A 24239-nucleotide genomic window follows, 5' to 3' on the forward strand; every position below is an offset into this window, starting at 1 on the left:
AGAACAACCAGCTCAACCTCGAAAGGACCACGCCCGTGTGTGGAATCGCCGCGCTGCAGTTGCGCAACCCCCAGCTCAGGCCGCAGATGGGCGACCTGCTCTCGACCATGCTGTGCGAGATGGTCGACCGCGGACCCGACTCCGCGGGCCTCGCCGTCTACGACAACCCCGACCTCACCGGCAGCGCGGCGTCGACCCTCAGCCTGCTCGGCGGCACGCAGCTGCTCACCGCCGAAGAGCTGACCGCCGAGCTCGAGCGCACCCTGCCTGCAGGGGCCGCACCCAAGGTGTCGGTGGTCGGCGACACGACGCTCGTGAGCGGCGAGCTGTCCACGAGCATCCTCGCCGATGCCGTCAGCGCGGCCCTTCCGACCGCCACCATCATCGGTCGCGGCGGCCACCTCGCCGTCATGAAGAGCGTCGGCAACCCCATGGATGTCGCCTCCAACCATGGCCTCGAGTCTATGTCAGGCAGCCAGGGCGTCTCGCACACCCGTATGGCCACCGAGTCGGCCGTGACTGCCGGCGGTACGCATCCGTTCGCCGTCGCAGACGACCTGTGCCTTGTGCACAATGGCTCGTTCTCGAACCACGCGTCCATCCGCCGCGAGCTGAAGCGCACTGGCGTTCAGTTCGACTCCGAGAACGACACCGAGGTCGGCGCGCGCTATATCGCCTCCCGCCTGGAGCAGGGCGACACCCTCGAGGAGGCGCTCATCAACCTCGGCGAGGTCTTCGACGGCTTCTACACGCTTGTCGTCACGACCGCCGACAGCATGGCCATCGTGCGCGACCCCATCGCCTGCAAGCCAGCCATCGTCGCCGTCACCGACGACTACGTGGCCATGGCCTCCGAGTACCGCGCCCTCGCGCAGCTCCCCGGCATCGAATCGGCCGACATCTTCGAACCAGTCCCCGGAAAGGTCTACACGTGGTCACTCTAGACAGCACCCAGTACGCGGCAGCGCCAGTGGCCGCAGCAGCACCCGCCCCCGTTTCGGCCGCGTCGGGCCCCACCGCGATCGACCTCGCCGGCCAGCATGTGCGGGTCGTCAACGCGGCCGTGCAGGCGGCCGAAGACGGGACGCGCTGGAGCATCCAGCACCCCGCCGGTAAGCACAACGTCGCGGTCGGCATCAACTCGGCCATCGACGTCACAATCGACGGGCACGTCGGCTACTACGCCGCCGGGATGCACCAGCGGGGCACCGTCACGATCAATGGCAACGCCGGGGTCGGGCTCGCGGAGAACATCATGAGCGGCACCGTGCACGTCACGGGCGACGCCTCGCAGTCGGCGGCCGCGACCGGCCACGGCGGGCTCGTCGTGATCGACGGCAACGCCGGGGCGCGCTGCGGCATCTCCATGAAGGGCGTGGACATCGTCGTGGGCGGCAGCATCGGCCACATGTCGGCGTTCATGGCGCAGGCCGGACGCCTCGTCGTGTGCGGCGACGCGGGCGAGGCGCTCGGTGACTCCATCTACGAGACGCGCATCTACGTGCAGGGCACCGTCGAATCGCTCGGCGCCGACTGCATCGAGAAGCCCATGCGCGACGAGCACCTCGCAGAGCTCGCCGAGCTGCTGCTCGCGGCGGGTCGTGACGACGATCCGGCCGCGTTCAAGCGCTACGGCTCGGCCCGCAAGCTCTACCACTTCAACGTCGACAACGCCTACTAGGCCGAAGGAAGAGTTCCTCATGACCATCATCGAGCAGCCCACCTCCACGGCCAGCCAGTCGGCCACGCAGTCACCCGCGGAGCTCGCCCAGCTCGGCCTCCGTGAGTCGGCCACCTTCGACCGCGCGACGATCTCCGACATCCAGCGCGCCGCACGGACGGGCATCTACGACATCCGCGGCTGGGGTGCGAAGCGCCATTTGCCGCACTTCGATGACCTGCTGTTCCTCGGCGCATCCATGTCTCGCTACCCGCTCGAGGGGTACCGCGAGCGCTGCGGTACCGACGTCGTGCTCGGCGACCGCTTCGCGTCGAAGCCTCTGCACCTCGACATCCCCGTGACGATCGCGGGCATGAGCTTCGGTGCCCTTTCCGCGAACGCGAAGGAGGCGCTCGGGCGCGGCGCGTCCGAGGTCGGCACGTCGACCACCACGGGCGACGGCGGCATGACGCCGGAGGAGCGCGGGCAGTCGAAGCACCTCGTGTACCAGTACCTGCCCTCCCGCTACGGGATGAACCCCGACGACCTGCGCAAGGCCGACGCGATCGAGATCGTGCTCGGGCAGGGCGCGAAGCCGGGCGGCGGCGGCATGCTGCTCGGTCAGAAGATCACCGAGCGCGTGGCCGGGATGCGCACCCTGCCCATCGGCATCGACCAGCGTTCCGCGAGCCGGCATCCCGACTGGACGGGCCCGGACGACCTCACGATCAAGATCGCCGAGCTGCGCGAGATCACCGGCTGGGAGAAGCCGATCTACGTGAAGATCGGCGCATCGCGGCCCTACTACGACACGGCGCTCGCCGTGAAGGCCGGTGCCGACGTCGTGGTGCTCGACGGCATGCAGGGTGGAACCGCGGCAACGCAGCAGGTGTTCATCGAGAACGTCGGCATCCCCACGCTCGCCGCGATCCCGCAGGCCGTCGCGGCGTTGCAGGAGCTCGGGATGCACCGCAAGGTGCAGCTCATCGTGTCGGGCGGCATCCGCACGGGCGCCGACGTGGCCAAGGCGATGGCTCTCGGCGCCGACGCGGTCGCGATCGGCACGGCCGCGCTCATCGCGCTCGGCGACAACGACCCTCGCTATCAGCAGGAGTACGCGCGTCTCGGCTCGGCCGCGGGCTTCTACGACGACTTCCAGGACGGGCGCGACCCGGCAGGCATCTCCACGCAGGACCCGGAGCTCGCATCCCGCCTCAACCCCGTCGAGGGCGGGCGTCGCCTCGCGAACTACCTGCGTGTGCTCACGATGGAGGCGCAGACCATCGCCCGCGCCTGCGGCAAGTCGCACATCCGCAACCTCGAGCCGGAGGACCTCGTCGCGCTGACCGTCGAGTCCGCCGCCATGGCGAACGTGCCGCTCGCCGGCACGAGCTGGATCCCCGGCAAGCAGTACTGATGCTGAGGCGGAGCGAGGCCTCTGCCTCCTCCGCCTCCTCCGCCTCCGCCTCCTCCGCCTCCTCCGCCTCCTCCGCCTCCTCCTCCTCCGCCTCTCCATCTCCGCTGCCTGACCAACTTCCGTGACGAGACACTTTGCCGGGGCCCCGAAAGCGTCGGATGCCCCGGTTTCGTCACGGAAGTTGGTCCCACGTCGAGGGTGGCGGGCTCCCCACTTCCGCGGCGGTGGGCCCGGCCCTTCCCGTCTCACCCGGCCAACTTCCGTGACGAGCCTGCCCCGTGGGCGGATCTGACGCGGCGGTCACAGGCTTGATCACGGAAGTTGGTCATGCGTCGAGGGTTTCAGGTGTTTCGGAGCGCGGCCTCGAGCTGCGCGAGGCGCTCCGCCTGGGTGCCTCCGAGCTCGAGGATGCGGGTGCCCGCGAGGTCTGGATCGCCTGCGAGGTCGAGGAGGGCGGCGTTCATCGCGAGGCGAAGCTCGGGGTCTTCATCGTCGCCGACCCGGATCTGGTCGCTGTAGCCAAGGGAGAGGAGCACGAGGAGATCGGCGTGCTCGGCCGCGCGCTGCGTGACGGCTGCTGCGCGCTCGAGCGCCGAGGTGGATTCGCCGATTCGGCCGAGCGCCTCGAGCGCGTGCAGGTAGGCGAGGAAGTCGAGAGGCCCGCGCTCGGCGATCAGGTCGGACCCCTCCGGGAACTCGGCCAGGCGACGTGCGGCGATGTCCAGCTGCCGGCTGAAGAGGCCGGCGTCGAGTTCGTCGAAGCTGTCATCCGGTAGCTCCTCGAACGGGTCAGGCAAGACCGTGAACTCGGGGTGCGCGGCCGCGAAGTCGCTGATGAGCGTGCTCTTGCCGCTCGCATGAGTTCCCGACACGACGATCCGCATGGCAAGCGAGCCTAGGGCGTCGCACGCGCCATCGCCATCGCTTTCGCCGCCGCCTCACACTCCGTCTCCACCCTCTTAGCCATTCCCTCTGGCCAACATCAGTGCGATATCGGCGCTTTCTCCGTGTTTGGCGCTCGTCAGGCGCGATATTGCACTCATGTTGGTCAGGCGATGCTGTTCGTGCGTCCAGTTGGCTCGCGTTTCAGTGCAGCCGGCCGCCACTCCGCCTACCACCCTCTAGGCCACAGTCCGCTTGGCCAACTTCCGTGATCAGAGGGTGCCTCGAGGGGCTAGCGAGCCGGATGCTCCGGTTTCGTCCCGGAAGTTGGCCAGCGACAGTCCAACTCACCCTGCCCCCCGTATCGTGGACGGCGGTAGAGCTCCAGGCCTGACGGTCCGCTCGAGCCCGCCGGGTGCATCCACTTCGCAACGTCGCAGAAAGCAGGACAGCAGTGACCTCCAACTGGGCTGGCAACATCACCTTCGAGGCGGAGCGCGTCGCCGTCCCGGCGAGCACCGCCGAGGTCAGCGAGGTGGTGCGCGCCGCCGTTGCCGCCGGGCAGTCGGTGCGGGCGCTCGGCAGCGGGCACTCGTTCAATCGGATCGCCGACACGAGCGGGGTGCAGGTCTCGACGCGGGGCCTGCGCAGCCCGCTGCGCATCGACGAGGACCGGCGCTGGGTGTCGATCGGGGCTGGCACTCGTTACGGCGAGCTCGCGATCGACCTCGCCGAACACGGCCTGGCGCTCGCGAACCTCGCCTCCCTCCCGCACATCTCCATCGCGGGGGCGGTCGCGACGGGCACCCACGGCTCCGGAAACACCAACCGCAGCCTTGCCGCCGCCGTCGCGGCCATCGAGTTCGTCGCGGGCGACGGCGAGGTGGTCGTGCTGCAGCGCGGCGACGAGGGCTTCGACGGGGCCGTCGTCTCGCTGGGCGCTCTCGGCGTGGTGACGCGCATCCGCCTCGATGTCGTGCCTCACTTCGAGGTGCGGCAGCGGGTCTTCGAGAACCTGCCGTTCGCAGCGCTGCTCGAGAACTTCGACGAGATCACGGGCGCCGGCTACAGCGTGAGCGCCTTCACGACGTGGGCGGAGCCCGAGGTCATCGACCAGGTGTGGGTGAAGCAGCTCGCGAGCGAGCTCTCACCGCGCGACTTCTACGGCGCGATGCCCGCGACCGAGGCGCTGCACCCCATCCGTGGCATCTCCGCCGTCGCCTGCAGCGAGCAGTTCGGCGTCGCTGGCCCCTGGTACGAGCGTCTGCCGCACTTCAAGCTCGAGTTCCAGCCCTCCAACGGCGAGGAGCTGCAGAGCGAGTACCTCATCCCACGCCTCCGGGCGCAGGATGCTCTGCTCGCGCTCTCGAGCATCGCCGACCGTATCCGCCCCCACCTGCTGGTCAACGAGGTGCGCACCATTGCACGCGACTCCCTCTGGCTGAGCCCCATGCACGGCAACGACGCTGTCGGCCTGCACTTCACGTGGAAGCAGGACCCGGAGGTCGCGGAGCTGCTGCCGCTGCTCGACGAGATCTTCGAGCCGCTCGGCGGTCGCCCGCACTGGGGTAAGGTCTTCGACGAGCGAGTTGCCGTCGCTGAGCGGTACCCGCGGTTCGGTGACTTCCGGAAGCTCGTCGAGCGCTACGACCCGAACGGCGTCTTCGCGAACGACTTCACGCGGTGCGTGCTGCGGTAGGTCGGCGGCTGGGCGCCGGCCCCGCCAGCGCGCGACGTGGCCGACTTGTGTGATCAGACGTGTCATTTGTGGCCCTCGGGGGTGGATGCGCGCGTTTCGTCCCGGAAGTTGGTCAGAGTCGGGACTGCAGCGAGCTTGATCAGCCTCTGTTGCAATGTCAGTCGATCGTGCTAATTTACATTTGTAAATTAGTTGTGATCGAGGAGAGCAATGACCCAGGAAGATGCGAGGTTCGTCCGCTCGCGGGCGGCGCTCATCGCCGCCGTCGTCGAACTGCTCGACGAGGGAACCGACGCCGCTCAGCGCAGCATCACTGACATCGTGGGCCGGGCCGGCGTGAGCCGCCCCACGTTCTACAAGCACTTCGACGACACGGCCGCGCTCATCCGCGAGGCAGCCCTCCGTCGGCTGCAGGCGGCGTTCGAGCGCATCCCGAGCCTCGGCGACGACCCATCGTGGCCGATGTTCGTGCGCGGGACGCTTCGCGCACTGCTCCACGAGCTCGCCGCCGACGCCCCCTTCTACCGGGCCGCGCTCGAGACCAGCTTCGGCCTCCTCACGGGCGACGTCATCACGTACCTCGCCACGAGGCTCCTCGAGTCTTCGCCGCTCGGCCCGGTCATCCGCCGCCGCCCAGGGCCCGACTCCCCACGGGATCGCGCCGAGTTCCTCGCGGCCGGCGCCATGTGGCACGTCACGAGGTGGCTCTTCGCTGCCGCCGATTCCGAGGCCGGGAGCGAGAGCTCGGCGGATGCACGCGCATCCATCGACGAGCTCGTCGAGCGCCTCTCCTCCCTGCTTCTTGCATCCTCCGGCGCGACTGTCGCCGAGCTTGACGCCCTCCGCGTCGAGCACGTTCGCTCATAGGACTTCCCACGCATATGCGTTCTTTCTCTCTCCTCGATTTCGTGCGCACGCACCGGCGGACGCTCATCGTCATCGTCGGCATCGCGCTCATCCCACTCATCTACGCGGGCTCGCTCATCTGGTCGAACGAAGACCCGACGCACCGCCTCGACCACATCAACGCGGCCATTGTGAATAGCGACCAGCCCGCGACCCCCGCGACCACGACAGACGGAGAGCCCGCCGAGCCCGTCGACCTGGGGGCGACGCTCACCGAGAAGCTCGTCGACAGCACCGAGTCGAACAACTTCAGCTGGCACGAGATGTCGGCGGACGAGGCGCAGAGCGCGCTCGAGTCTGGCAAGGTGCTTGCCGTGCTCGACATTCCGGACGGCTTCTCGGCCGCCGCGGTCTCGGCGGGCGGCGACGACCCGCTGGACGCGGCAATCGCGCGCCTGTCCATCACGACCAACGACGGCGCGAACATCATCGTCGGCAACATCGCGTCGACCGTCGGCACGACCGTCGCCGACGAGCTCGCTGCGGAGGTCTCCGATGAGTACCTGCGCAACGTCTACGTGGGGTTCACCGACATCCACGAGAGCGTCTCCGAGGCCGCGGATGGTGCGACCGAGCTCAACGACGGCGCCGAGCAGGCGCGCACGGGTTCCGGCGAGCTCGTTGTCGGTCTCGGTCAGCTGCGCGCGGGCGGGCTCACGCTCGCCGACGGCAGCGCGACCCTCGCCGAGGGGGCAACGCAGGTGGACGCTGGTGTGCAGCAGCTGAACACGGGCCTCGCGACCGCGAACTCGGGCGCGCAGGAGCTCAGCACGGGCGCGGCAACCGCAAACGCGGGAGCCCAGCAGCTGAGCACGGGCGCGGGCTCCGCGAACGAGGGTGCGCAAACGCTCAGCACGAACCTGGCCACGGCGAGCTCCGGGGCGCAGCTCCTCAGCGCCGGGCTGGCGGAGTTGAACTCGCAGACGACCGACCTGCCTGCGAGCATCACAACGCTGACGACAGGGGCGACGACCCTCGACAGCGGCGCGACAGCGCTCGCCGGTGGGCTCGACACAGCGCTTGGATCGGCCGGGACTCTCAACGAGGGCGCAACGAAGCTCGCCACCGGGGCGGGGGAACTCTCCGGCGGCATCGATGCACTGCTCGCCCAGTACGACTCGCTGTCCGATGCGCAGCGAAAGGAGCTGCTGACGCAGCTCTCTACGTCAGGGCAGACCCTCGGCGCGAAGGCTGCTGAGCTCTCCGGCGGCACGTCCGCGCTCGTCGGCGACGCCGGCGCGGGCACAGGGCTGAGCTACCTGGAAGCGAAGTCCACCGAACTCGCGGCCGGCGCCACCCAGCTCTCAAGCGGCGTCTCGCCGCTCAGCGGTAAGATCGACGAGCTCGTCACCGCGGTCTCGACAGCCTCAAGCAAGTCGGCCGAACTCGCGACCGGAGTCGAGCAGCTCTCGACCGGCGCTTCCACGCTCGCGGCCGGCACGCAGTCGCTCGCCGACGGCGCATCCACGCTCGCGGCCGGCACGCAGTCGCTCGCCGACGGCGCATCCACGCTCGCGACGGGAACGCAGGCGCTCTCGGAGGGCGCATCCACGCTCGCGCAGTCGACGCCGAAACTCGCCTCTGGCGCAGCCGAGCTCTCGTCGGGCGCGACGACGCTCGCCGACGGGACCGCCGACGCCGAGTCGGGCGGCACGAAGCTGAACGACGGCATCACGCAGCTCGCCGACGGCAGCAAGACGCTCGCGGACGGCCTCGACGACGGTGTTGCCGACATCCCCAGCTACACGGACGCGCAGGCTGACCACCTCGCCGGCGTCACATCGACACCCGTCGAAATCACGAAGAACCGCCTCAACGAGGTGCCCGCCTACGGCTACGGCCTCGCGCCGTACTTCATGACGCTCGGCCTCTGGGTCGGCGCGCTCGCCTACTACCTGATGTTCCCGCCGCTGCGGGAACGACTTGTGCTCGGCCGCCAACCGGCGCTGGTTGTGGCCTTGCGCAGCTTCGCCCCCGGCGCGATCCTCGGAGCCGCGCAGAGTCTGCTCATGCTCACGATCGTACGCTTCGGCTTGGGGCTCGAGCCCGCGAACACGCTTGGGCTCGTCGCGCTCGCACTGCTCACGAGCGTTACGTTCGTCGCCGTCAACCAGGCGTTCAACGCGCTGCTCGGCCCTCCCGGCCGTTTCCTCGCACTCATCATGATCGTGCTCCAGCTCTCTTCCGCCGGCGGCACGTACCCGGTCGAGACGACGCCGGCGTTCTTCCAGCTCATCCACTCGTGGCTGCCGCTGAACTACGCCGTCACCGCGTTCCGCTCGCTGGTCGCGGGAGGTTCGATCGGCATCGGCGAGGCGTACGGGATGCTCACCGTCTGGCTCGTCGCGGCCCTCACGCTCACGACCCTGTCGATCGTCATCAAGCGGCGCCGCGAACGGCTGAAGCCGGCCACTGCACCCGCTGCCGCACACGTCCAGGAAGTCGCCGCGGTCTAGCGCTTCCGTGGCGCCACGGCGGCGCCACGGCGCCGACTCGGGATGGCTTCCGCATCTCGGGATGGCTTGCAACCCATCCCGAGATGCGGAAGCCATCCCGAAACCGCTGCGAGACCTTCCGCGGGGCCTAGCTGTTGGCCGCGTTGGCGGCGACGCTCGCCGCGACTGCGGCGTTGATGGTGATCGCGTTCATAGTGCGCGCGACGGCGGAGCTCGCCGCGGCGGCGCCCCAGTCGCCCTCCTCGAGGGCCCTGGCGCGGTTGATGACGTCAGTTTCCCAGGGGATCTCCCGATGCAGGGTGGGCAGGGCGCCGCTCGCCGAGAGGAGCGCGGCGAGGGCGGCCGTGCGAGCGTCGGGCTCTGCGCCGTCGATGAGCACGGCCTGGACACGGCTCATGAGCGCCGCGCGCCGACCGGTATCGCCTTCGCTGAGGGTGGTGGTCGGGATGAACCCAAACGCCTTGCCCTTCTCGCGCTCCAGGTCGCCGCGGTCGACGAGGCTCTCCAGCAGTTGGCCGCGCAGGCTCGGCCCGATCGAGGTGAGCATCCCCTGCACTTCGCGGCGCTTGTCCTTCGAGTACTCCCACGCCGTGCGAAGGATCTCGTCGGCCGGCGGGGTCTCCCCGACGGAGAGAACCAGGGTGCCGCGCAAGCCGGCCTTCTCGATCGCCACCTGGTCGCTCAGCGCCAGCTCGGTGAGCACGGCGCCGCCGAGCACGTAGAAGAGCGTTCCTTCGCCGCCGATGGTCCCGTCTTCTGGGCTGAAGAGCAGGAGCAGCAGGTCTTCCGCGAGCAGCGGCTGCGGTTCGGTGCTGGCGGCGGTCGGGATGCGGTCGGGCTGTTCCATGAGTCCCCCGGCTGGTGCTCGAGTCGTCGTGCGCGCCAAGGTAGCACCCGAGCCTCAACCCTCCGCGCGGTCGCCGTAGGCCGTGACGGACAGGAAGCGGGCGGGCAGCTCGATGAGCTCCTCGGGCCCATGAGGCCCCTCGCCGTCGAACTGCAGGGTGTCGCCTGGCCCCATCTCGTAGCGCGCATCCCCGTGCCCGTAGGCCATGCGGCCCTGGAGCATGTAAAGCAGCTCGGTGCCGGGATGCTGGAAGAGGGGAAACACTTCGCTCGCCTCGGTGAGGGTTACGAGTACGGCTTCCATACGCTTGTGCTGGCCGCGGAGTGCGCCGAGGAGCTCGTAGAGGTGGCCAGATCGTGAGCCGCGGCGAACGATCTGCGCGCCGTGCCCTGCCGGCACGTAAACGGCCTCGCGGTCGGAGTCGACGCCGCGGAAGAGCGCGGTGACGGGCACGTCGAGGCCGTGGGCGAGGCGGCCGAGGGTGGTGAGGCTGCAGGAGGTGAGGGCGTTCTCGATCTTCGAAAGCATGGCCTTCGAGATGCCGACCTTGTCGGCCATCTCGGCGACGGACATGCCGGTGGCGAGCCGGTACGCGCGCACCTGGGCGGCTATGGCGCGCTCGAGGTCGCCCGGCTGCGGGCCGACCGTGGCCGGGTCGATCTCGCGGTGCACGGACCCCACGCCGATCTCGTCGTGGTCGTGTGCGTCGCTCATGCAGCCTCCGAGGTTTCGTTCCAGCCTAGCTTCGACGCCCAGCCCGCTCGCGCCGTTTGGTGCTTGGCGCGCCTGCCCCTAGCGTTGCGAGCATGGGGAAAACGAGGAGAGGCGCCAAACGGGGTTGGCTGTGGCGCGTCGCGCTGAGGGCCGGGCTCCTCGCGGTCATCGCTGGTTTCCTCGCGTACATGCTGCTCGTCTTCCCGGGCGCGGCAGCCGGCTCCAGCGTCGACCGCGACTCGACCGAGGGTGCTCGCCTCGCCGGCACGCTCATCGCAGTTGCGTACGCGTGCATCGCCGCAGCGGTTGCGCTCGGCGTGTGGCTGGCGCTCGACGTGACGAGAGCCATCGCGCTCAGCCTTCGCCCGTCGCTGCTCTGGGTCGCGTCGATCGCGGTCCTGGCGGCATCCGCGTGCGCCGCCCTGAGCGTGGCCGTCATCGTGAACAGTCTTGTCGCGGGCATCGGGGTCGATGCCGACCAGACCAAGTACTGGGGGAGTACTGGCGCGATCATCGGTGACACCTTCGTGCTTGCGTGCCTCCCGTTCGTACTGGCGACCGGCGTGGCGCTGGCGTTCTGGACGATCCGCACCGCGACGAAACTTGACCGCCACGCGAAACCCTCGGGGAGTAGCGTGGCTGCGTGACTACGCCTACGTTCAATGAGCTTCTGACCACCCAGATCGGCAACGAGTTCGCGGCATCGCAGCAGTACATTGCGATCGCCGTCTGGTTCGACAACCACGACCTCCCGCAGCTCGCTGCGCACTTCTATCAGCAGTCGGTGGAAGAGCGGAACCACGCGATGATGCTCGTGCAGTACCGCCTCGACCGCGACCTGGGCGTCACGATCCCCGGCGTCGCGGCCCCGAAGACCGAGTTCGCCGACGTCGTGGAGCCCATCGCGCTTGCCCTCGCGCAGGAGCAGGAGGTGACCTCGCAGATCGAGGCGCTGTTCCGCGCGGCGCGCGCTGAGGGTGACGCCATCGGTGAGCAGGCGATGCTCTGGTTCCTCAAGGAGCAGGTAGAGGAGGTCGCCTCCATGTCGACGCTCGTGACGATCGCCAAGCGCGCAGGCGACAACCTGTTCGACATCGAGAACTTCATCGCTCGCGAGACGATCGGTGACGGCGGTCAGGACGCGGATGCTCCTGCCGCGGCCGGCGGCGCGCTCTAGGCGCTCACCACGACCACCCTCGCCGCCGCCGCTGACGCTCGCCGGCACCGCGCTCCCGCAGGCTCGGGATGGCTTCCACGCACGCGGATGGCTTGCAAGCCATCCCGAAGCGTGGAAGCCATCCCGAAACGAAGGCGCGGGCCCGCGTACCCTGAAGCGGTGCATCCCGAATCGACGACGAAGGCCGCTCGTGCGCAGCTGACCGAGCTCGCCGAGCGTGTCGCTGCCGGGCGAGAGCCCGCCGTGCCGCTCTCGCCCGTCGACGAGCGGATCGTGCGCGTCTCACGCTCGGCGGCCGTGCTCATCCTGTTCGGGATGCTCGACTCGCTGCCCAGCGACCGGGACGCGCAGGCCGGCGCCGTCTCGCGAGACCTCGACGTGCTGCTGCTCGCTCGCGCCTCGACGCTGCGCTCGCATCCGGGGCAGGTCGCGTTCCCCGGCGGTCGTGTCGACCCGGAAGACCGCGATGTGATCGCCGCCGCGCTGCGGGAGGCTGTCGAGGAGACGGGGCTCGACGCCGACGGTATCGACGTGCTCGGCCCGCTCGAGCCCGTTCCGCTCACATACTCGCGGCACCTCGTGACGCCCGTGCTCGCCTGGTGGCGGCGCGCGTCAGAGGTGGGAGTCGTGGACGAGGCGGAGTCGGCTGCCGTGTTCCGGGCGCCCGTCGCCGACCTCCTGAACCCCGCGAACCGCGGCATCACGGTGCTTCGGCGCGACGGGGAGGAGTGGCGCGGCCCCGGCTTCATGGTCAGGAACGACAGCGGCGAGCACCTCGTGTGGGGCTTCACGGCGATGCTGCTCGACGGCATCTTCGACCGTCTCGGCTGGACCGAGCCGTGGGACGAGTCGCAGGAGTTCGAGCTCCCTGAGGGGTAGCTCAGGATCTGAGGTCAGAGGTTGCTCAGGCTGTGCCGCCGTTCGCGTAGATGGTCTGGCCGTTGACCCAGCGGCCCGGGCCGGCGAGGAACGCGGTGACCTCGGCGATGTCGTCCGGGCTGCCGAGCCTCTCCATGGGGCTCAGCGAGGCGATGTGATCGATGACGCGCTGCGGCTTGCCCTCGAAAAAGAGAGGGGTGGCTGTCGGGCCGGGCGCGACGGTGTTGACGGTGATGTCTCGGCCGCGCAACTCGCGGGCGAGGATCAGCGCCAGCGACTCGACGGCGGCCTTCGACGCCGCGTAGGCGCCGTAGCTCGGCATCTGCAGGCGGGTGATCGACGTCGAGAAGTTGATGATCGCGCCCCCTGGTCGCACCGTGCGGGCCGCGAGCTGGTCGACGACGAAGGTGCCTCGAACGCTGACGCGCTGGATGCGGTCGAAGGTCTCCAGCTCCATCTCGGCGATGGGGGCGAGTGGCATGATGCCCGCTGTGTGGACGACGACGTCGACGCCGCCGAAGTGCTCAGTTGCGGTCTCGAAGAGGGAGGACATCGCCGTCTCGTCGGCGACATCGCGCCGACGGAGTCGGCGCCGCCCAGTCCGACACTGACCTCGCCGCGGCGGTCTCCGAGCGCTACACCCGGCCGCGGCGGACGCTCGCCGTCGACTACTTTCGCAAGGCGGCGGAGCGTGGGCAGCTGCGGGCCGACGTCGACCTCCAGCTGCTTGTCGACCAGCTCTGGGGAGCCTGCTACAACCGGCTCCTGGTGCCGGATGCGCCGCTCGACGAGGAATTCGCGGTGGCACTCGTGGCGAACACGCTCTACGGGGCGGCCTCGGCCGACTACCGGGGCAGAGCCTGAGTGGTCTCGGGATGGCTTTCTCGTCTCCGGATGGGTTGCAAGCCATCCCGAGGTGAGGAACCCATCCCGAGACTCAGCCGGCGGCGGGCAGCCGGCGGGCAGCCGGCAGTGGGCAGCGGCGGGCAGCGGGCAGCGGTGGGCGGGCTGACGTGACCTAGAAGATCATGGGGCGGTCATCGTCGAGGGAGGTCTCGAGGTCGAGCTCCACGACGACGGGCACATGGTCGCTCGGGCCGTCGCCCTTGCGCTCGTCGCGCTCAATGGATGCATCCACGACGAGGTCGTCGAACTCCTGGTTGCCGAGGATGAAGTCGATGCGCATACCCTCGTTGCGGGGGAAGCGGAGCGACTTGTAGTCCCAGTAGGTGTAGCCCTCGACGCCGCGCGAGCGCACGGTGTCGACGAAGCCGGCCTCGAGGAACGCCTCGAAGGCGGCGCGCTCCGGCGCCGAGACGTGGGTCGAGTCGACAAACGCGGCGAGGTCCCACACGTCGATGTCGAGCGGCGCGATGTTGAAGTCGCCCATGAGGGCGAGCGGGGTGTCTGGATGCTTCTGCTGCCACGTGCGCATGTCGGCGAGCAGCGCCTTGAGCCACGCGAGCTTGTACGGGTAGTGGTCGTTCGTGAGCTCGCGGCCGTTCGGCACGTAGAGCGACCACAGGCGCACGTCTTCGACGGTGACGCCGAGCGCGCGGGCCTCGAGGGGGAGTGTGCCCTCAGGGGTGACCTTGCCGAAGCCGGGCATGTCGGCGAACGTGATCTCGGGGTCGCTCATGGGGAGGCGGCTCGCGAAGGCGACGCCGTTCCACTGGCTGAGGCCGTGGATCTCGAGCTCGTAGCCGGCCTCCTCGAAGACCTCGCGGGGGAACTGCTCGGGCTTGCACTTGATCTCCTGCATCGCGAGCACGTCGATGTCGGCGCGCACCATCCAGTCGATGACTCGGCCCGAGCGGGCCCGGATGGAGTTGACGTTCCAGGTGGCGATGCGCATGGCGTCCAGGCTATCTCCCAGACAGTTCGCTTGACGCAAACCAGTTTGTAACGCATACTAGTTTGTATGGACACCAACGGACGCTCTCGCCCCGCCGACGCCACGCCTGCACAGGCGCAGGACAGCGAGGCGGCCCTCGCCCCAAGCGAGATGCTCGCCCTCATGCAGGGCCAGCAGCGCACCACGCGCAACCGCCTCGACCGGGCGCTCTACATCCTCCTCGGCACCTGGGCGGTCGCCTGGTTCGTCGGCTTCCTGGCGCTCTGGAGCGCTGAAGGCGGCGGCGCCAACCCGCTCCTGCGCATCCCGACCGCGACGGCCTTCAGCATCTTCGGCGCGCTCATGCTGGTCGGCATCATCGTGTCTGTCGTCTCCGGTATCTCGATGGGGCGAGGGATGCGGGGTCGCAGCAACACCGCGGGCACGCTCTACGGCTTCTCGTGGTCGATCTCGATGATGGGCGCCTACTGCTTCGCCGCGTCGCTCCTGCGTCAGGTGCAGAACCCCGCCCTCGCGCCGCTGCTCATGCCTGGCATCTTCGTCATCACGATCGGTGTGCTCTACATGGCCGGCGCCGCGATGTCGCGCTCGGGTGCGCAGTTCGCGCTTGGAGTCGCGGTCGTTGTGTTGGCGGTCGTCGCCACGGCGCTCGGAGCCCCGACGCATTACCTGGTCTACGGCACGGTTGGCCCGCTCATCTTCATCACGTTCATCGTCTTGCTCCGTACTGGTGCCATCTCGAGCGAACCGAGCCTCCGGGACGGGGCGCGAGCATGAGTGACCCGAGCACCGATCTCGACCCGATCATCCACGCGCCCGCCCGGCTCCGCATCATGACGACCCTCGCCGAGAGTCTCGACGACGGCGACGAGATGACGTTCCAGAAGCTGCGCAGCCTCCTCGACATGACGGCAGGCAACCTCACGACGCACCTCTCGAAGCTCGAGGACGCCGGGTACGTCGTCATCGACAAGGCCTTCGCCGGGCGCAAGCCCGTCACGTATCTGACCATCAGCCCCGCCGGGCGAGCTGCGTTTCGCAGCTACCGGACGGCGCTTCTGAAACTCCTCGGGGGATGACATGAACGCACAGCCCACCACCATCGTCGAGGTTGACAACGTCGTTAAGCGGTTCGGCCCCAACGTCGCGCTCGACGGCGTCTCGCTTGACGTCGCCGCCGGCGAGTGCGTCGGCCTCCTCGGCCCGAACGGCGCGGGCAAGACGACGCTGCTCTCGCTGCTCCTCGGCCTTCGGTCACCGACGACCGGCACCGTGCGACTCTTCGGCGGCGACCCGCTCGACGTCCGCAGGCGAACCCGCGTCGGGTCCACGCCGCAGGCGAGCGCGCTGCCCGAGGCGCTCAAGGTCGGGGAGGTCCTCGACTACGTTGCGGCGCACTTCCCGAAGCCTGCCGCTCGGGGTGGGCTGGTGGATGCGTTCGACCTCGGCCCGCTGCTGAAGAAGCAGTGCGGCTCACTCTCGGGTGGCCAGCAGCGCAGGCTCGCCGTTGCGCTCGCGTTTGTCGGCGACCCCGAACTTGTCCTGCTCGACGAGCCCACGACCGGCCTCGACGTCGACGCGCGCCGCAGTCTGTGGGACGCCCTGCGTGCCAAGCATCGCGCCGGCTGTGCCGTCATCGTCACGAGCCACCACCTCGAAGAGATCGAGCAGCTCGCCGAGCGGGTCGTGGTCATCGACCACGGCAACGTCATCACCGATGGCAGTCTCGCGTCGGTTGTCGGCAGTGTCTCCCGCAGGCGCGTCACGATGCGGGGAGTGGATGCGGATCGCATCCTGACCATCGACCCGGATGCCCTGACCGAGACGGCGGATGCTGGGCTCGTGACCGCGCTCGTGCGCGACTCAGACGCGTTCATCCGCTCGCTCGTCGCATCCGGTGTCCCCTTCGCCGACCTGACGGTGCGCGGGGCGACTCTGGAGGAGGCCTTCCTCGCGATGACGCAGAACCCCCAGGCCTCGCAACTCGGCAAGAACTCCCAGAACAGGAGCTGAGGACCATGTCCACTGCAGCACTTATCGCCACGCACGTGAAGTACTCGCTCATCGAGACGGCGCGCGTGCCCATCGCCATCATCGGGTCGCTCGTCTTCCCGACGCTCGCGTTCTGCTTCTTCGTGCTGCCGCAGCGCGCGATCGCCCAGGATCCGACAATCGCGACGCAGGCGGTCGCCTCGATGATCGTGTTCGCGTTCATGACAAACGGGCTCTTCAGTCTCGGCCTGGATCTCGCCGAGCAGCGCTCGAAGCCCTGGGTGCCGTACCTTCGCACGTTGCCGGGGAAGCCGTCGGCGCGCATCGCGGGGCTCGTGATCGGGACGCTAGTGATGGCGACCGTCTCGATCATCCCGCTGCTCGTTGTCGGCGGTCTCTTCACGGCCGCCGCTCCGACCCTCCTGCAGGTGGTGCTCGGCCTCGTCGCGGTGGTGCTCACGGCCATTCCCTCCGCGCTCATCGGCGCGATCGTCGGCACGACGGCCGGCCCGAAGGCGGCGATCGCGATCACGCAGGTGCTCATGTTCCTGCTCGCGTTCGGCGGCGGCCTCTTCCTCCCGCCGATGATGTTCCCCGGCTGGCTGGATGCGGCCTCGAAGGCGCTGCCCGTGCGGCAGGCGCGAGAGGTGGTCATCGCGGTGGTCTCTGGCGGGGAGTTCCCGACGTGGGCACTCTTCGGGCTGCTCGCCTGGACGGCCGTTCTCGGCTTCCTCGCCGTCTTCTTCTACAAGCGCGACGAGGGCCGCAAGTTCTCCTAGGCCTGAGGTCAGACGGCTGCGGATAGAGGCCCTGCCCAGCCTGGTTCCCTAGCGTCAGGTCATGGACACCACAGGGGAAGTGACCGTGACCGTGCCGCAGGCCGTGTTCCTACTGGCTCTCGACGACGAGACGGGGAGGCCGCTCGTCGACAGGTCTGCGCTTGCGCAGGTGCTGTCGGCGGCCGGCCTCATCGAGCTCATCATGCTCGGCAGGCTCCGTATCGCGGGCTCAGCAGGGACCGAGTCGGGGGTGGATGCTGACGCCAAGCCCGGCACGTTCGTCGCGGTCGGCCAGCCGCTCGACCCGGCGGGTGCCGACGCCAACCTCGAGGCGCTTGTCGAGACAGCCGTGGGCCGCAAGCCCGACTCCGCGGTGAAGCTCATCGTCGGCTTCGGCGGACCCAAGTCGGAGGCGACCAAGCTCAAGGAGGGCATCGCGGGGGAGTTCGTCGACGCCGGGGTGCTCGGTCACGAGGAGAAGAAGTTCCTCGGCGGCACCTTCTCGGAGCGCTGGCCGCGCGGTGAGAACGCGCAGCTCGAGGACTCCATCCAGGCGGAGGCTCGAGCGCTGCTCACGGGCGGCGCCGATCCGCGTGAGGCCGACCGGGTCGCCGCGGCCCTCGCGCTGCTCCACGCGGTGCGGGTGCTGCCGCGCGTGTTCCCCGACCTCGATCGTGCATCCATGTCGAAGCGCGCGGAGGAGCTGGTCGACTCGGCCGCAGTCGCCGGCGAGCTCGGCGCCATGATCCGCGAGGCGCAGCTCGTCATGCTCGCGACCGTCTCGACGCTCGTCATCACGACCCGAGACTGAGCACGCCTGCTCCGACTGCCCGCCCCGCCCCGCAAGGGCGCGCAGAGTTGTGGCTTGCTGCTCTTGCGAACAACGGCAAGAACAACCAGCCACAACTTTCGCGGCGGGTGGGCTGGGGCGCGGCGAGCAAGCGGGCGGCGGGTCGAGGCCGGGCAGATGCGCCCGGCCCGCCCGCCGGGGTCAGCGCACGAGCGAGCGGAGGCGGCGCAGCGCGACCGACAGCGTGGCGAGGCCCGTGTCTTCGCCCGCGTGCACCGCATCCGACGCCTCGTCGAGCGCGCGGGTAGCTGTCACGCCGAGCCCGGCGATCCACGCGTCGACGCGCGCGTCCGGTTCGGTCGGTTCGGTCGGCTCGGTCTGCGAGATGACGGATGCGGCGAGCTCGACCATCACTGCGTAGAGGTCGTCGCGCATCGCGGCGCGTGCCATGGACCCCCAGCGGTCGTCCTGCGGCAGCGCCGTGACGCGCGTGAGCATGTCGTCGAAGCTGACGCGGGCCGACAGCGAGTAGTAGACGCCCGCGAACTCCTCGAGGTCCCACCCCTCGTTCCCGGCACGCTCGATGATGTCGAGCAGCGGCATGAGCTCGAGCAGGCCAGCACCGCGCAGCGCGAGGGCGTGTGGGACGCCCGCTGCCTCGAATTCGCTCACGCGCTCTGCGAAGCGCTCGCGCTCGACGCCCTGCTGCAGTTCGCCGATCCGCGTCGCGAACTGGGCGACCGGCTCGGTGAAGCGGGTGATTTCCTCGCCGATGTCGATGCGGTCTGGCCGGTGCTGCACGAACCAGCGCGTGGCGCGGTCGAGCAGGCGGCGGAAGCCCAGGTACAGCTCGGTCTGTGTGGAGGTCGAGACGACGTTGTCGGTCGTCTCGATCTCGATGACAAACCCGCGCAGGTCGAAGATCTCGCGGGCCGCGACGTACGCCCTCGCGATCTCCTCGCTCGTGGCGCCCGTCTCGTCGGCCGCCCGGTAAGCGAACGTGATGCCGCCGCGGTTGACCATCGAGTTCACGACGGCGTTGACGACAATCTCCTGCCGCAGTGGATGCGCGTGCAGGTCGTCACCGTACTGCTCCCGTACCTCGGCGGGGAAGTACGCAGCGAGCGTGTTCGCGAACCAGGGGTCGTCGGCGAGCTCGGTGGAGGCGAGGTCGCTCTTGAGGGCGAGCTTCGCATAGGCGACGAGCATGGAGAACTCGGGCCTCGTGAGCCCGCGCCCCTCCTCGACTCGACGCTTGATCTCGGCGTTGCTCGGTAGGAACTCGAGCTCGCGGTCGAGCTCGTCGCGCTCCTCGAGCCACGTGATGAGGCGCTTGTGCGAGGGCAGCATCTGCGCAGCGTTCGAGCGCGAGTTGCCGAGGAGCACGTTCTGCTCGTAGTTGTCGCGCAGCACCTGGGCTGCGACCTCATCCGTCATGGCGCGCAGCACTTCGTTGCGTGCCTCGCGGTCGAGGCGCCCGTCGCGTTCGACGGCGCCGAGGAGGATCTTGATGTTCACCTCGCGGTCGGAGGTGCCGACGCCCGCCGAGTTGTCGATGGCGTCGGTGTTCAGGCTCACGCCGGAGAGCGCGGCCTCGATGCGGCCACGCTGGCTGACGCCCAGGTTGCCGCCCTCACTGACGACCCGGAGCCGAAGCTCGCGGCCGTCGACGCGGATCGCGTCGTTGCCGCGGTCGCCGATCTCCGCACTCGTCTCGTCGCTGGCCTTGATGTAGGTGCCGATGGCGCCGTTCCAGAGCAGGTCGACGGGGGCCAGGAGCACGGCCTTCTTCAGCTCGAGCGGGGTGACGCGCTACACGTCGGCGTCGAGGCCGAGCGCCTCCCGCATCTGGGGCGTCACGGGAATCGACTTCTGGGTGAGCGGGAAGACCCCGCCGCCCTCCGACATGACGCTGCGGTCGAAGTCGTCCCACGAGGAACCGGGGAGGTCGAAGAGCCGCTGCCGCTCCACGAACGTCGCGGCAGCATCCGGGTTCGGGTCGATGAACACGTGCCGGTGGTCGAAGGCCGCGACGAGGCGGATGTGCTCCGAGCGCAGCATGCCGTTGCCAAACACATCGCCGGACATGTCACCGACGCCGACGACCGTGAAGTCCTGCGTCTGCGTGTCGTGGCCCAGCTCGCGGAAGTGCCGCTTGACCGACTCCCAGGCGCCGCGGGCCGTGATGCCCATGCCCTTGTGGTCGTAACCGGCAGAGCCGCCGGATGCGAACGCATCCGCGAGCCAGAAGTCGTAGCCCTCGGAGATGCCGTTGGCGATGTCCGAGAACGACGCCGTGCCCTTGTCGGCAGCGACCACGAGGTACGGGTCCTCGCCGTCATGGCGAACCACGTTCGCAGGCGGCACGATCTCGGTGCCGTCGCGGTTGTCGGTGATGTCGAGGAGAGCGCGGATGAAGGTGCGGTAGGCGGACTTGCCGCCCTCGAGCCAGGCACCCCTGTCGCTCGGGGCGGGCAGCTGCTTCGCGAAGAAGCCGCCCTTCGAGCCCGTCGGCACGATGACGGCGTTCTTCACCATCTGCGCCTTCACGAGGCCAAGCACCTCGGTGCGGAAGTCCTCGCGGCGGTCGCTCCAGCGCAGCCCACCGCGCGCGACCCGACCGAACCGCAGGTGCACGCCTTCGACCTCGGGTGAGTACACCCAGATCTCGGCCATGGGATGCGGCTTCGGGAGCCCGGGCACGCGCGTGCAGTCGAGCTTCATCGAGACCCAGTGCTTGGGCTTGCCCGCCTCATCCACCTGGTAGAAGTTCGTGCGCCAGGTGGCTTCCACGATGCCGATCATGGAGCGCAGGATGCGGTCGTGGTCGAGGCTCGCGACGTCGTCGAGCGCTGCGAGCAGTCGCTCGGTGAGGCTCACAAGCTCGGCGTCGCGATCGCCGGTCAGCTCCGGGTCGAACTTCGCCTCGAAGAGCCGCACGATGTCGGCGGCGATCAGCGGGTTCTCGATGAGCGCCTGCTCGATGTACTCGACCGAGAAGGTCGCGCCGATCTGGCGCAGGTACATGCTGATGGCGCGGAGGATCACGATCTGGCGCCAGCGCAGCCCGCCGAGCAGCACAAGCGAGTTCAGACGGTCGGTCTCCGACTCACCCGACCAGACGGCGGTGAACACCGACTCCAGCTCGGCGCCCCACTCGGCGTCGTTCCAGACCGCCGCGCTCGGCGCGGTCAGCCCGAAGTCGGAGATGTGCAGGTTCGTGCCGTCGGGCAGCGTGATGACGTACGGGTGCTCGTCGACGACATCGACGCCGAGGTCGGTGAGCGCGGGGAGGACCCTCGTGATGGGGTACACGTCGTGGGAGGCGAACGTGAAGTAGCGCTTCCCAGGCTCGTCCCGTTCTGGTGCGTAGAGGTGGACAGCAAAGGCCGTGGTGTCGTCCAACTGCTCGAGGAGCGCGATGTCGTGCACCGCGTCCTCCGGGGGATGTTCTCCTTGTAGCCCTCAGGGAACGCCGAGGCGTACCGGCCGAGGATCTCCGCGGCACGCTCCTCGTCGTAGATGCGGTGCAGCCCATCCACGAGCTCCTCGTCCCAGCCGCGGATCGCGCGCTCGATGCGAGGCTGCAGCTCCTGCTCGGAGACCTCGGGAAGCGGGGTTCCCTTGGGTGCTCGCACGACGAAGTGCAGCTGGGCGAGGGGGGATTCTCCGACGCGGGTGGCGTGGTCGACCTGGATCGCGTCGAACGTCGTGCGCAGCAGTTCTTCGATGCGCAGGCGCACCGTGGTGTTGTAGCGGTCTCGCGGCAGGTAGATGAGCGCGGAGGCGAAGCGGCCGAACTCGTCGCGGCGCAGGAAGATGCGGTAGCGGCGCCGTTCGCGAAGCCTGCTGACCTCGGAGGCCACGGCGTGGAGGTGTTCGACGCTGTCCTGGAAGAGCTCGTCGCGCGGGTACTGCTCGAGGGTCTGGAGGAGGTCCTTGCCTGAGTGAGAGTTTGGGGCGTGGCCGGACGCGCCGAGCACGGCTCTCACCTTGGCGCCGACGATCGGCAGGGTGAGCACGGATGCGGCGTAGGCGACCGAGGTGAACATGCCGAGGAAGCGGAGCTCGCCGGTGACGTTGCCTGCCTCGTCGAAGCTGCGGATGCCGATGTAGTCGAGGTACACGTCGCGGTGGACGGTGGCGTGCGAGTTGGCCTTCGTGATGGTGAGGAGCCGCGGTTCGCGTGCCGTGCGCTGAGCCTCCGGGGTGAGGCGGGTGCTCACCGTCGATGGCCTGCGCAGGATGCCGAGCCCCGTGTGTGGCAGCGGGCGCAGGACCTCCTCGCCCTCCTCATCCGTCTCCAGCGAGTACTCGCGGTAGCCAAGGAAGGTGAAGTTGTCTTCGGCGAGCCAGGTCAGGAACTCGACGGCGGAGGCGATCTCCTCCTGCGTGACGCTCGTGGGCGGCTCGGTGCGCAGGTCGGTGACGAGGTCGAGGCAGGCACGACGCATCGGACGCCAGTCGGCAACAGCGGAGTGGACGTCGGCGAGTACGTGCTGAAGCCGGTCGGCCAGCTCTTCGCGCGCCTCCTCGGTGGCGACTCTGTCGACTTCGAGGTGGATCCACGACTCGAGCGTTCCGCCGTGCGTGTGCATCTCGAGCAGCTCGCCGGCTTCGTCGCGGCGCACCGAGACGACTGGATGCGCGAGGAGATGGACGGCCAGGCCCTGTCTGGCGATCGCCGCCGTCACCGAGTCGACGAGGAATGGGGCGTCCGAGGTGCAGATGTCGACGATCGTGCGCCGCGAGCTCCAGCCGTCCTCCTTGAGCGTCGGCGTGAACACGGCGACGAGGGTCTCGTCTTCTTGCCTGCGGGACGCGAGCCTCCGCATCGTGGCGGCCGCCCCCACGATGTCGCGCGGTTCCCGTGTTGCGGTGTCGTCAGCGTCGACGTCGTCGATCAGACGCTCGAGGCCTGCCCTGAGGCTCGGCTCGACGTCGTCGAGCACCTCGCGCAGGCCAGTGAATTCAGTTCCGTGGATCATTCCCTACCCCTTTATGGGCGGGCCTCCATTGGCCCGCCAGCGCACCCCGTGCCTCGATGGTAGCCGGGGTGGAGGGGGCGGGGCGCCGCTCAGATGGAGACGGTGTGTCCCGTGCGCGCGCTCTCCCTGGCCGCATCCAGGATCTCGACGGTGTGCACGGCCTGTTCGAGCAGTACCGGGGGAGCGGATTCGCCGCGGACTGCGGCGAGCAGCGTCCGGTAGAACTCCGAGTAGTCGCCGCGCGCGGACGGCACGGGGGTGCTGCCCGCTGCGGTGTGCAGGACTCCCCAGCGCTCCTCTGCCTCGAGGCCCCAGTCGGGGGCATCAGTGGCGGATGCTGGGCGCAGGCCCGCGTCGATCTGCGCGGTCTGCACGTCGTCCATCCGCGACTCGTAGGAACCGAGGTCGCCGTAGGCGATGAGTTCGCGGCCCTCGAGATGGTTGATCTTGCTCGAGGCGACGCGGGAGAAGGCGCCGCTCGCGTGGTGCAGGGCGAGGTCGAAGCCGCAGTCGACCTCGACGCCGTCGACGGAGGTGATATCGAGATGGGCGCTCACGCGCTCGACGGGCCCGAAGAGGTGCGCCATCTGGTCGACGAGGTGGCTGCCGAGGTCGCGGAGCAACCCGTGGGCGGGCCCGGTCTCGAGGGTGCCAGAGTCGTCTTGGTCCATGCGCGAGGAGACTCGCCAGATCTCGCCGAGCCTGCCGTCGTCGATGACCTTCTTGAGGGTCACGAGGTCGGTGTCCCAGCGGCGGTTCTGGTAGGCGGTGAGGATGCGTCCGCTGCGCTCGGCGGCGGCCTGCAGCTCGCGGGCTCCCTCCGCGGTTGGCGCGAAGGGCTTGTCAGCGACCACGTGCACGCCGCGCTTGAGGGCGCGCAGCACCAGTTCGCGGCGCGTGTCTGGCGGGGTCGTGATGACGACGGCGTCCACACCCGAGTCGATGAGCGCATCCAGGGAATCGAAGGCTGGGACTCCCGGCGCTTCGGCGGCGAGGATCGCCCGCCGCTCAGGAGAGCGTGTCACGACGCCCGCCAGCTCCCAGCCGTCGACGGCCTGGATGTAGGGCACGTGGAAACGGTGCCCGCCAGCCCCGTAGCCGACGACGCCGATACGGGACGGGGTGGATGCGCTCATGGGGTTCTCGATTCTGCGCTGAAGCGATTCGTTCTAATGACAGGACAAGGGTACGTCAGTGG

At 69.1% G+C, this 24239-nt stretch carries 22 protein-coding genes and 2 pseudogenes; 15 read left to right on the top strand and 9 right to left on the bottom strand.

Features of this window, described 5'->3' with window-relative positions:
* Positions 1-35: 35 nt before the first annotated feature.
* The 3 genes from FHX72_RS11205 to FHX72_RS11215 are packed head-to-tail and all read left to right on the top strand — an operon-like array spanning position 36 to position 3077.
* Positions 36-944 (top strand): class II glutamine amidotransferase domain-containing protein, encoded by a 909-nt coding sequence (locus FHX72_RS11205; RefSeq protein ID WP_183625107.1) that lies wholly within the window; start codon positions 36-38, stop codon positions 942-944.
* Positions 932-1681, top strand: coding sequence for a GltB/FmdC/FwdC-like GXGXG domain-containing protein (locus FHX72_RS11210; protein ID WP_282857299.1), 750 nt, complete (start codon positions 932-934; stop codon positions 1679-1681). The genes FHX72_RS11205 and FHX72_RS11210 overlap by 13 nt, the downstream gene beginning before the upstream one ends.
* 19 nt (positions 1682-1700) lie before the next feature.
* Positions 1701-3077, top strand: a complete 1377-nt coding sequence (locus FHX72_RS11215; RefSeq protein ID WP_221186899.1) for an FMN-binding glutamate synthase family protein — start codon at positions 1701-1703, stop codon at positions 3075-3077.
* Positions 3078-3418: 341 nt separating this feature from the next.
* On the opposite strand, the gene FHX72_RS11220 is transcribed toward FHX72_RS11215, so the two are convergent.
* Positions 3419-3961 carry an AAA family ATPase gene (locus FHX72_RS11220; RefSeq protein ID WP_183625108.1) on the bottom strand — a complete coding sequence of 181 codons (543 nt, stop codon included), beginning with the start codon at positions 3959-3961 and terminating at the stop codon, positions 3419-3421.
* A 452-nt stretch (positions 3962-4413) separates the two neighbouring features.
* On the opposite strand from FHX72_RS11220, the gene FHX72_RS11225 reads away from it, so the two are divergent.
* The 3 genes from FHX72_RS11225 to FHX72_RS11235 all read left to right on the top strand — a co-directional run bounded on the left by FHX72_RS11225 (position 4414) and on the right by FHX72_RS11235 (position 9020).
* The gene (locus FHX72_RS11225) at positions 4414-5658 is read left to right on the top strand and encodes an FAD-binding protein (protein WP_338110115.1); all 1245 of its coding nucleotides are present in this window, start codon (positions 4414-4416) and stop codon (positions 5656-5658) included.
* A gap of 210 nt (positions 5659-5868) precedes the next feature.
* Complete coding sequence (locus tag FHX72_RS11230) at positions 5869-6525, top strand: TetR/AcrR family transcriptional regulator (RefSeq protein ID WP_183625112.1); 657 nt, start codon at positions 5869-5871, stop codon at positions 6523-6525.
* A 14-nt stretch (positions 6526-6539) separates the two neighbouring features.
* A complete protein-coding gene (locus tag FHX72_RS11235) occupies positions 6540-9020 on the top strand; it encodes a YhgE/Pip domain-containing protein (protein ID WP_183625114.1) in 2481 nt (826 codons plus the stop codon).
* 127 nt (positions 9021-9147) lie between these two features.
* Here FHX72_RS11235 and FHX72_RS11240 read toward each other — a convergent pair whose 3' ends face one another.
* Complete coding sequence (locus FHX72_RS11240; protein ID WP_183625116.1) at positions 9148-9867, bottom strand: GOLPH3/VPS74 family protein; 720 nt, start codon at positions 9865-9867, stop codon at positions 9148-9150.
* Positions 9868-9921: 54 nt separating this feature from the next.
* A complete protein-coding gene (locus FHX72_RS11245) occupies positions 9922-10581 on the bottom strand; it encodes a helix-turn-helix domain-containing protein (RefSeq protein WP_183625118.1) in 660 nt (219 codons plus the stop codon).
* Between the two features lie 92 nt (positions 10582-10673).
* Here FHX72_RS11245 and FHX72_RS11250 point away from each other — a divergent pair, with 92 nt between their 5' ends.
* The 3 genes from FHX72_RS11250 to FHX72_RS11260 all read left to right on the top strand — a co-directional run bounded on the left by FHX72_RS11250 (position 10674) and on the right by FHX72_RS11260 (position 12637).
* The gene (locus FHX72_RS11250; RefSeq protein ID WP_183625120.1) at positions 10674-11228 is read left to right on the top strand and encodes a hypothetical protein; all 555 of its coding nucleotides are present in this window, start codon (positions 10674-10676) and stop codon (positions 11226-11228) included.
* Positions 11225-11758, top strand: coding sequence for a ferritin (locus FHX72_RS11255; RefSeq protein WP_068478023.1), 534 nt, complete (start codon positions 11225-11227; stop codon positions 11756-11758). The genes FHX72_RS11250 and FHX72_RS11255 overlap by 4 nt, the downstream gene beginning before the upstream one ends.
* 159 nt (positions 11759-11917) lie before the next feature.
* Positions 11918-12637, top strand: coding sequence for an NUDIX hydrolase (locus FHX72_RS11260; RefSeq protein ID WP_377603679.1), 720 nt, complete (start codon positions 11918-11920; stop codon positions 12635-12637).
* 25 nt (positions 12638-12662) lie between these two features.
* On the opposite strand, the gene FHX72_RS19010 is transcribed toward FHX72_RS11260, so the two are convergent.
* Positions 12663-13190, bottom strand: a complete 528-nt coding sequence (locus tag FHX72_RS19010; RefSeq protein WP_244964195.1) for an SDR family oxidoreductase — start codon at positions 13188-13190, stop codon at positions 12663-12665.
* Here FHX72_RS19010 and FHX72_RS19015 point away from each other — a divergent pair.
* On the top strand, positions 13166-13501 hold the full coding sequence (locus FHX72_RS19015; protein WP_244964196.1) for a TetR-like C-terminal domain-containing protein: 336 nt from the start codon (positions 13166-13168) through the stop codon (positions 13499-13501). The two genes, FHX72_RS19010 and FHX72_RS19015, sit on opposite strands and share 25 nt — an antisense overlap.
* A gap of 154 nt (positions 13502-13655) precedes the next feature.
* On the opposite strand, the gene FHX72_RS11270 is transcribed toward FHX72_RS19015, so the two are convergent.
* Positions 13656-14492 (bottom strand): exodeoxyribonuclease III, encoded by an 837-nt coding sequence (locus tag FHX72_RS11270; RefSeq protein ID WP_068478025.1) that lies wholly within the window; start codon positions 14490-14492, stop codon positions 13656-13658.
* A 66-nt stretch (positions 14493-14558) separates the two neighbouring features.
* On the opposite strand from FHX72_RS11270, the gene FHX72_RS11275 reads away from it, so the two are divergent.
* The 5 genes from FHX72_RS11275 to FHX72_RS11295 all read left to right on the top strand — a co-directional run bounded on the left by FHX72_RS11275 (position 14559) and on the right by FHX72_RS11295 (position 18074).
* A complete protein-coding gene (locus FHX72_RS11275) occupies positions 14559-15269 on the top strand; it encodes a hypothetical protein (RefSeq protein ID WP_183625126.1) in 711 nt (236 codons plus the stop codon).
* Entirely contained in the window at positions 15266-15571 is a 306-nt protein-coding gene (locus tag FHX72_RS11280; protein WP_068478028.1) for a winged helix-turn-helix domain-containing protein, read from the top strand. Before FHX72_RS11275 ends, FHX72_RS11280 begins: the two co-directional genes overlap by 4 nt.
* Before the next feature lies 1 nt (position 15572).
* Positions 15573-16505, top strand: a complete 933-nt coding sequence (locus FHX72_RS11285; RefSeq protein ID WP_183625128.1) for an ABC transporter ATP-binding protein — start codon at positions 15573-15575, stop codon at positions 16503-16505.
* A gap of 5 nt (positions 16506-16510) precedes the next feature.
* Entirely contained in the window at positions 16511-17263 is a 753-nt protein-coding gene (locus FHX72_RS11290; protein WP_183625131.1) for an ABC transporter permease, read from the top strand.
* Positions 17264-17324: 61 nt separating this feature from the next.
* A complete protein-coding gene (locus FHX72_RS11295; RefSeq protein ID WP_183625133.1) occupies positions 17325-18074 on the top strand; it encodes a GOLPH3/VPS74 family protein in 750 nt (249 codons plus the stop codon).
* Between the two features lie 180 nt (positions 18075-18254).
* On the opposite strand, the gene FHX72_RS19715 is transcribed toward FHX72_RS11295, so the two are convergent.
* The 4 genes and pseudogenes from FHX72_RS19715 to FHX72_RS11310 form a co-directional block, all read right to left on the bottom strand.
* Entirely contained in the window at positions 18255-19490 is a 1236-nt protein-coding gene (locus tag FHX72_RS19715) for a hypothetical protein (protein WP_338110125.1), read from the bottom strand.
* Positions 19488-21485: pseudogene (locus tag FHX72_RS19720) on the bottom strand (NAD-glutamate dehydrogenase domain-containing protein); the annotation flags it as partial. The pseudogene FHX72_RS19720 and the gene FHX72_RS19715, both read right to left, overlap by 3 nt.
* Before the next feature lie 56 nt (positions 21486-21541).
* A pseudogene (locus tag FHX72_RS11305) lies at positions 21542-23041 on the bottom strand (NAD-glutamate dehydrogenase); the annotation flags it as partial.
* An 89-nt stretch (positions 23042-23130) separates the two neighbouring features.
* Entirely contained in the window at positions 23131-24177 is a 1047-nt protein-coding gene (locus tag FHX72_RS11310) for a Gfo/Idh/MocA family protein (protein WP_183625140.1), read from the bottom strand.
* Between the last annotated feature and the right edge of the window lie 62 nt (positions 24178-24239).

This window comes from Pseudoclavibacter helvolus (assembly GCF_014191305.1).
Taxonomy (GTDB): Bacteria; Actinomycetota; Actinomycetes; order Actinomycetales; family Microbacteriaceae; genus Pseudoclavibacter; species Pseudoclavibacter helvolus.

Coding starts and splice junctions, on each gene's coding strand:
- FHX72_RS11215 (WP_221186899.1), top strand. CDS start 1,701: ATGACCATCATCGAGCAGCCCACCTCCACGGCCAGCCAGTCGGCCACG.
- FHX72_RS11220 (WP_183625108.1), bottom strand. CDS start 3,961: ATGCGGATCGTCGTGTCGGGAACTCATGCGAGCGGCAAGAGCACGCTC.
- FHX72_RS11230 (WP_183625112.1), top strand. CDS start 5,869: ATGACCCAGGAAGATGCGAGGTTCGTCCGCTCGCGGGCGGCGCTCATC.
- FHX72_RS11235 (WP_183625114.1), top strand. CDS start 6,540: ATGCGTTCTTTCTCTCTCCTCGATTTCGTGCGCACGCACCGGCGGACG.
- FHX72_RS11240 (WP_183625116.1), bottom strand. CDS start 9,867: ATGGAACAGCCCGACCGCATCCCGACCGCCGCCAGCACCGAACCGCAG.
- FHX72_RS11245 (WP_183625118.1), bottom strand. CDS start 10,581: ATGAGCGACGCACACGACCACGACGAGATCGGCGTGGGGTCCGTGCAC.
- FHX72_RS11250 (WP_183625120.1), top strand. CDS start 10,674: ATGGGGAAAACGAGGAGAGGCGCCAAACGGGGTTGGCTGTGGCGCGTC.
- FHX72_RS19010 (WP_244964195.1), bottom strand. CDS start 13,190: ATGTCCTCCCTCTTCGAGACCGCAACTGAGCACTTCGGCGGCGTCGAC.
- FHX72_RS11270 (WP_068478025.1), bottom strand. CDS start 14,492: ATGCGCATCGCCACCTGGAACGTCAACTCCATCCGGGCCCGCTCGGGC.
- FHX72_RS11275 (WP_183625126.1), top strand. CDS start 14,559: ATGGACACCAACGGACGCTCTCGCCCCGCCGACGCCACGCCTGCACAG.
- FHX72_RS11280 (WP_068478028.1), top strand. CDS start 15,266: ATGAGTGACCCGAGCACCGATCTCGACCCGATCATCCACGCGCCCGCC.
- FHX72_RS11285 (WP_183625128.1), top strand. CDS start 15,573: ATGAACGCACAGCCCACCACCATCGTCGAGGTTGACAACGTCGTTAAG.
- FHX72_RS11290 (WP_183625131.1), top strand. CDS start 16,511: ATGTCCACTGCAGCACTTATCGCCACGCACGTGAAGTACTCGCTCATC.
- FHX72_RS11295 (WP_183625133.1), top strand. CDS start 17,325: ATGGACACCACAGGGGAAGTGACCGTGACCGTGCCGCAGGCCGTGTTC.
- FHX72_RS19715 (WP_338110125.1), bottom strand. CDS start 19,490: ATGACGGATGAGGTCGCAGCCCAGGTGCTGCGCGACAACTACGAGCAG.
- FHX72_RS11310 (WP_183625140.1), bottom strand. CDS start 24,177: ATGAGCGCATCCACCCCGTCCCGTATCGGCGTCGTCGGCTACGGGGCT.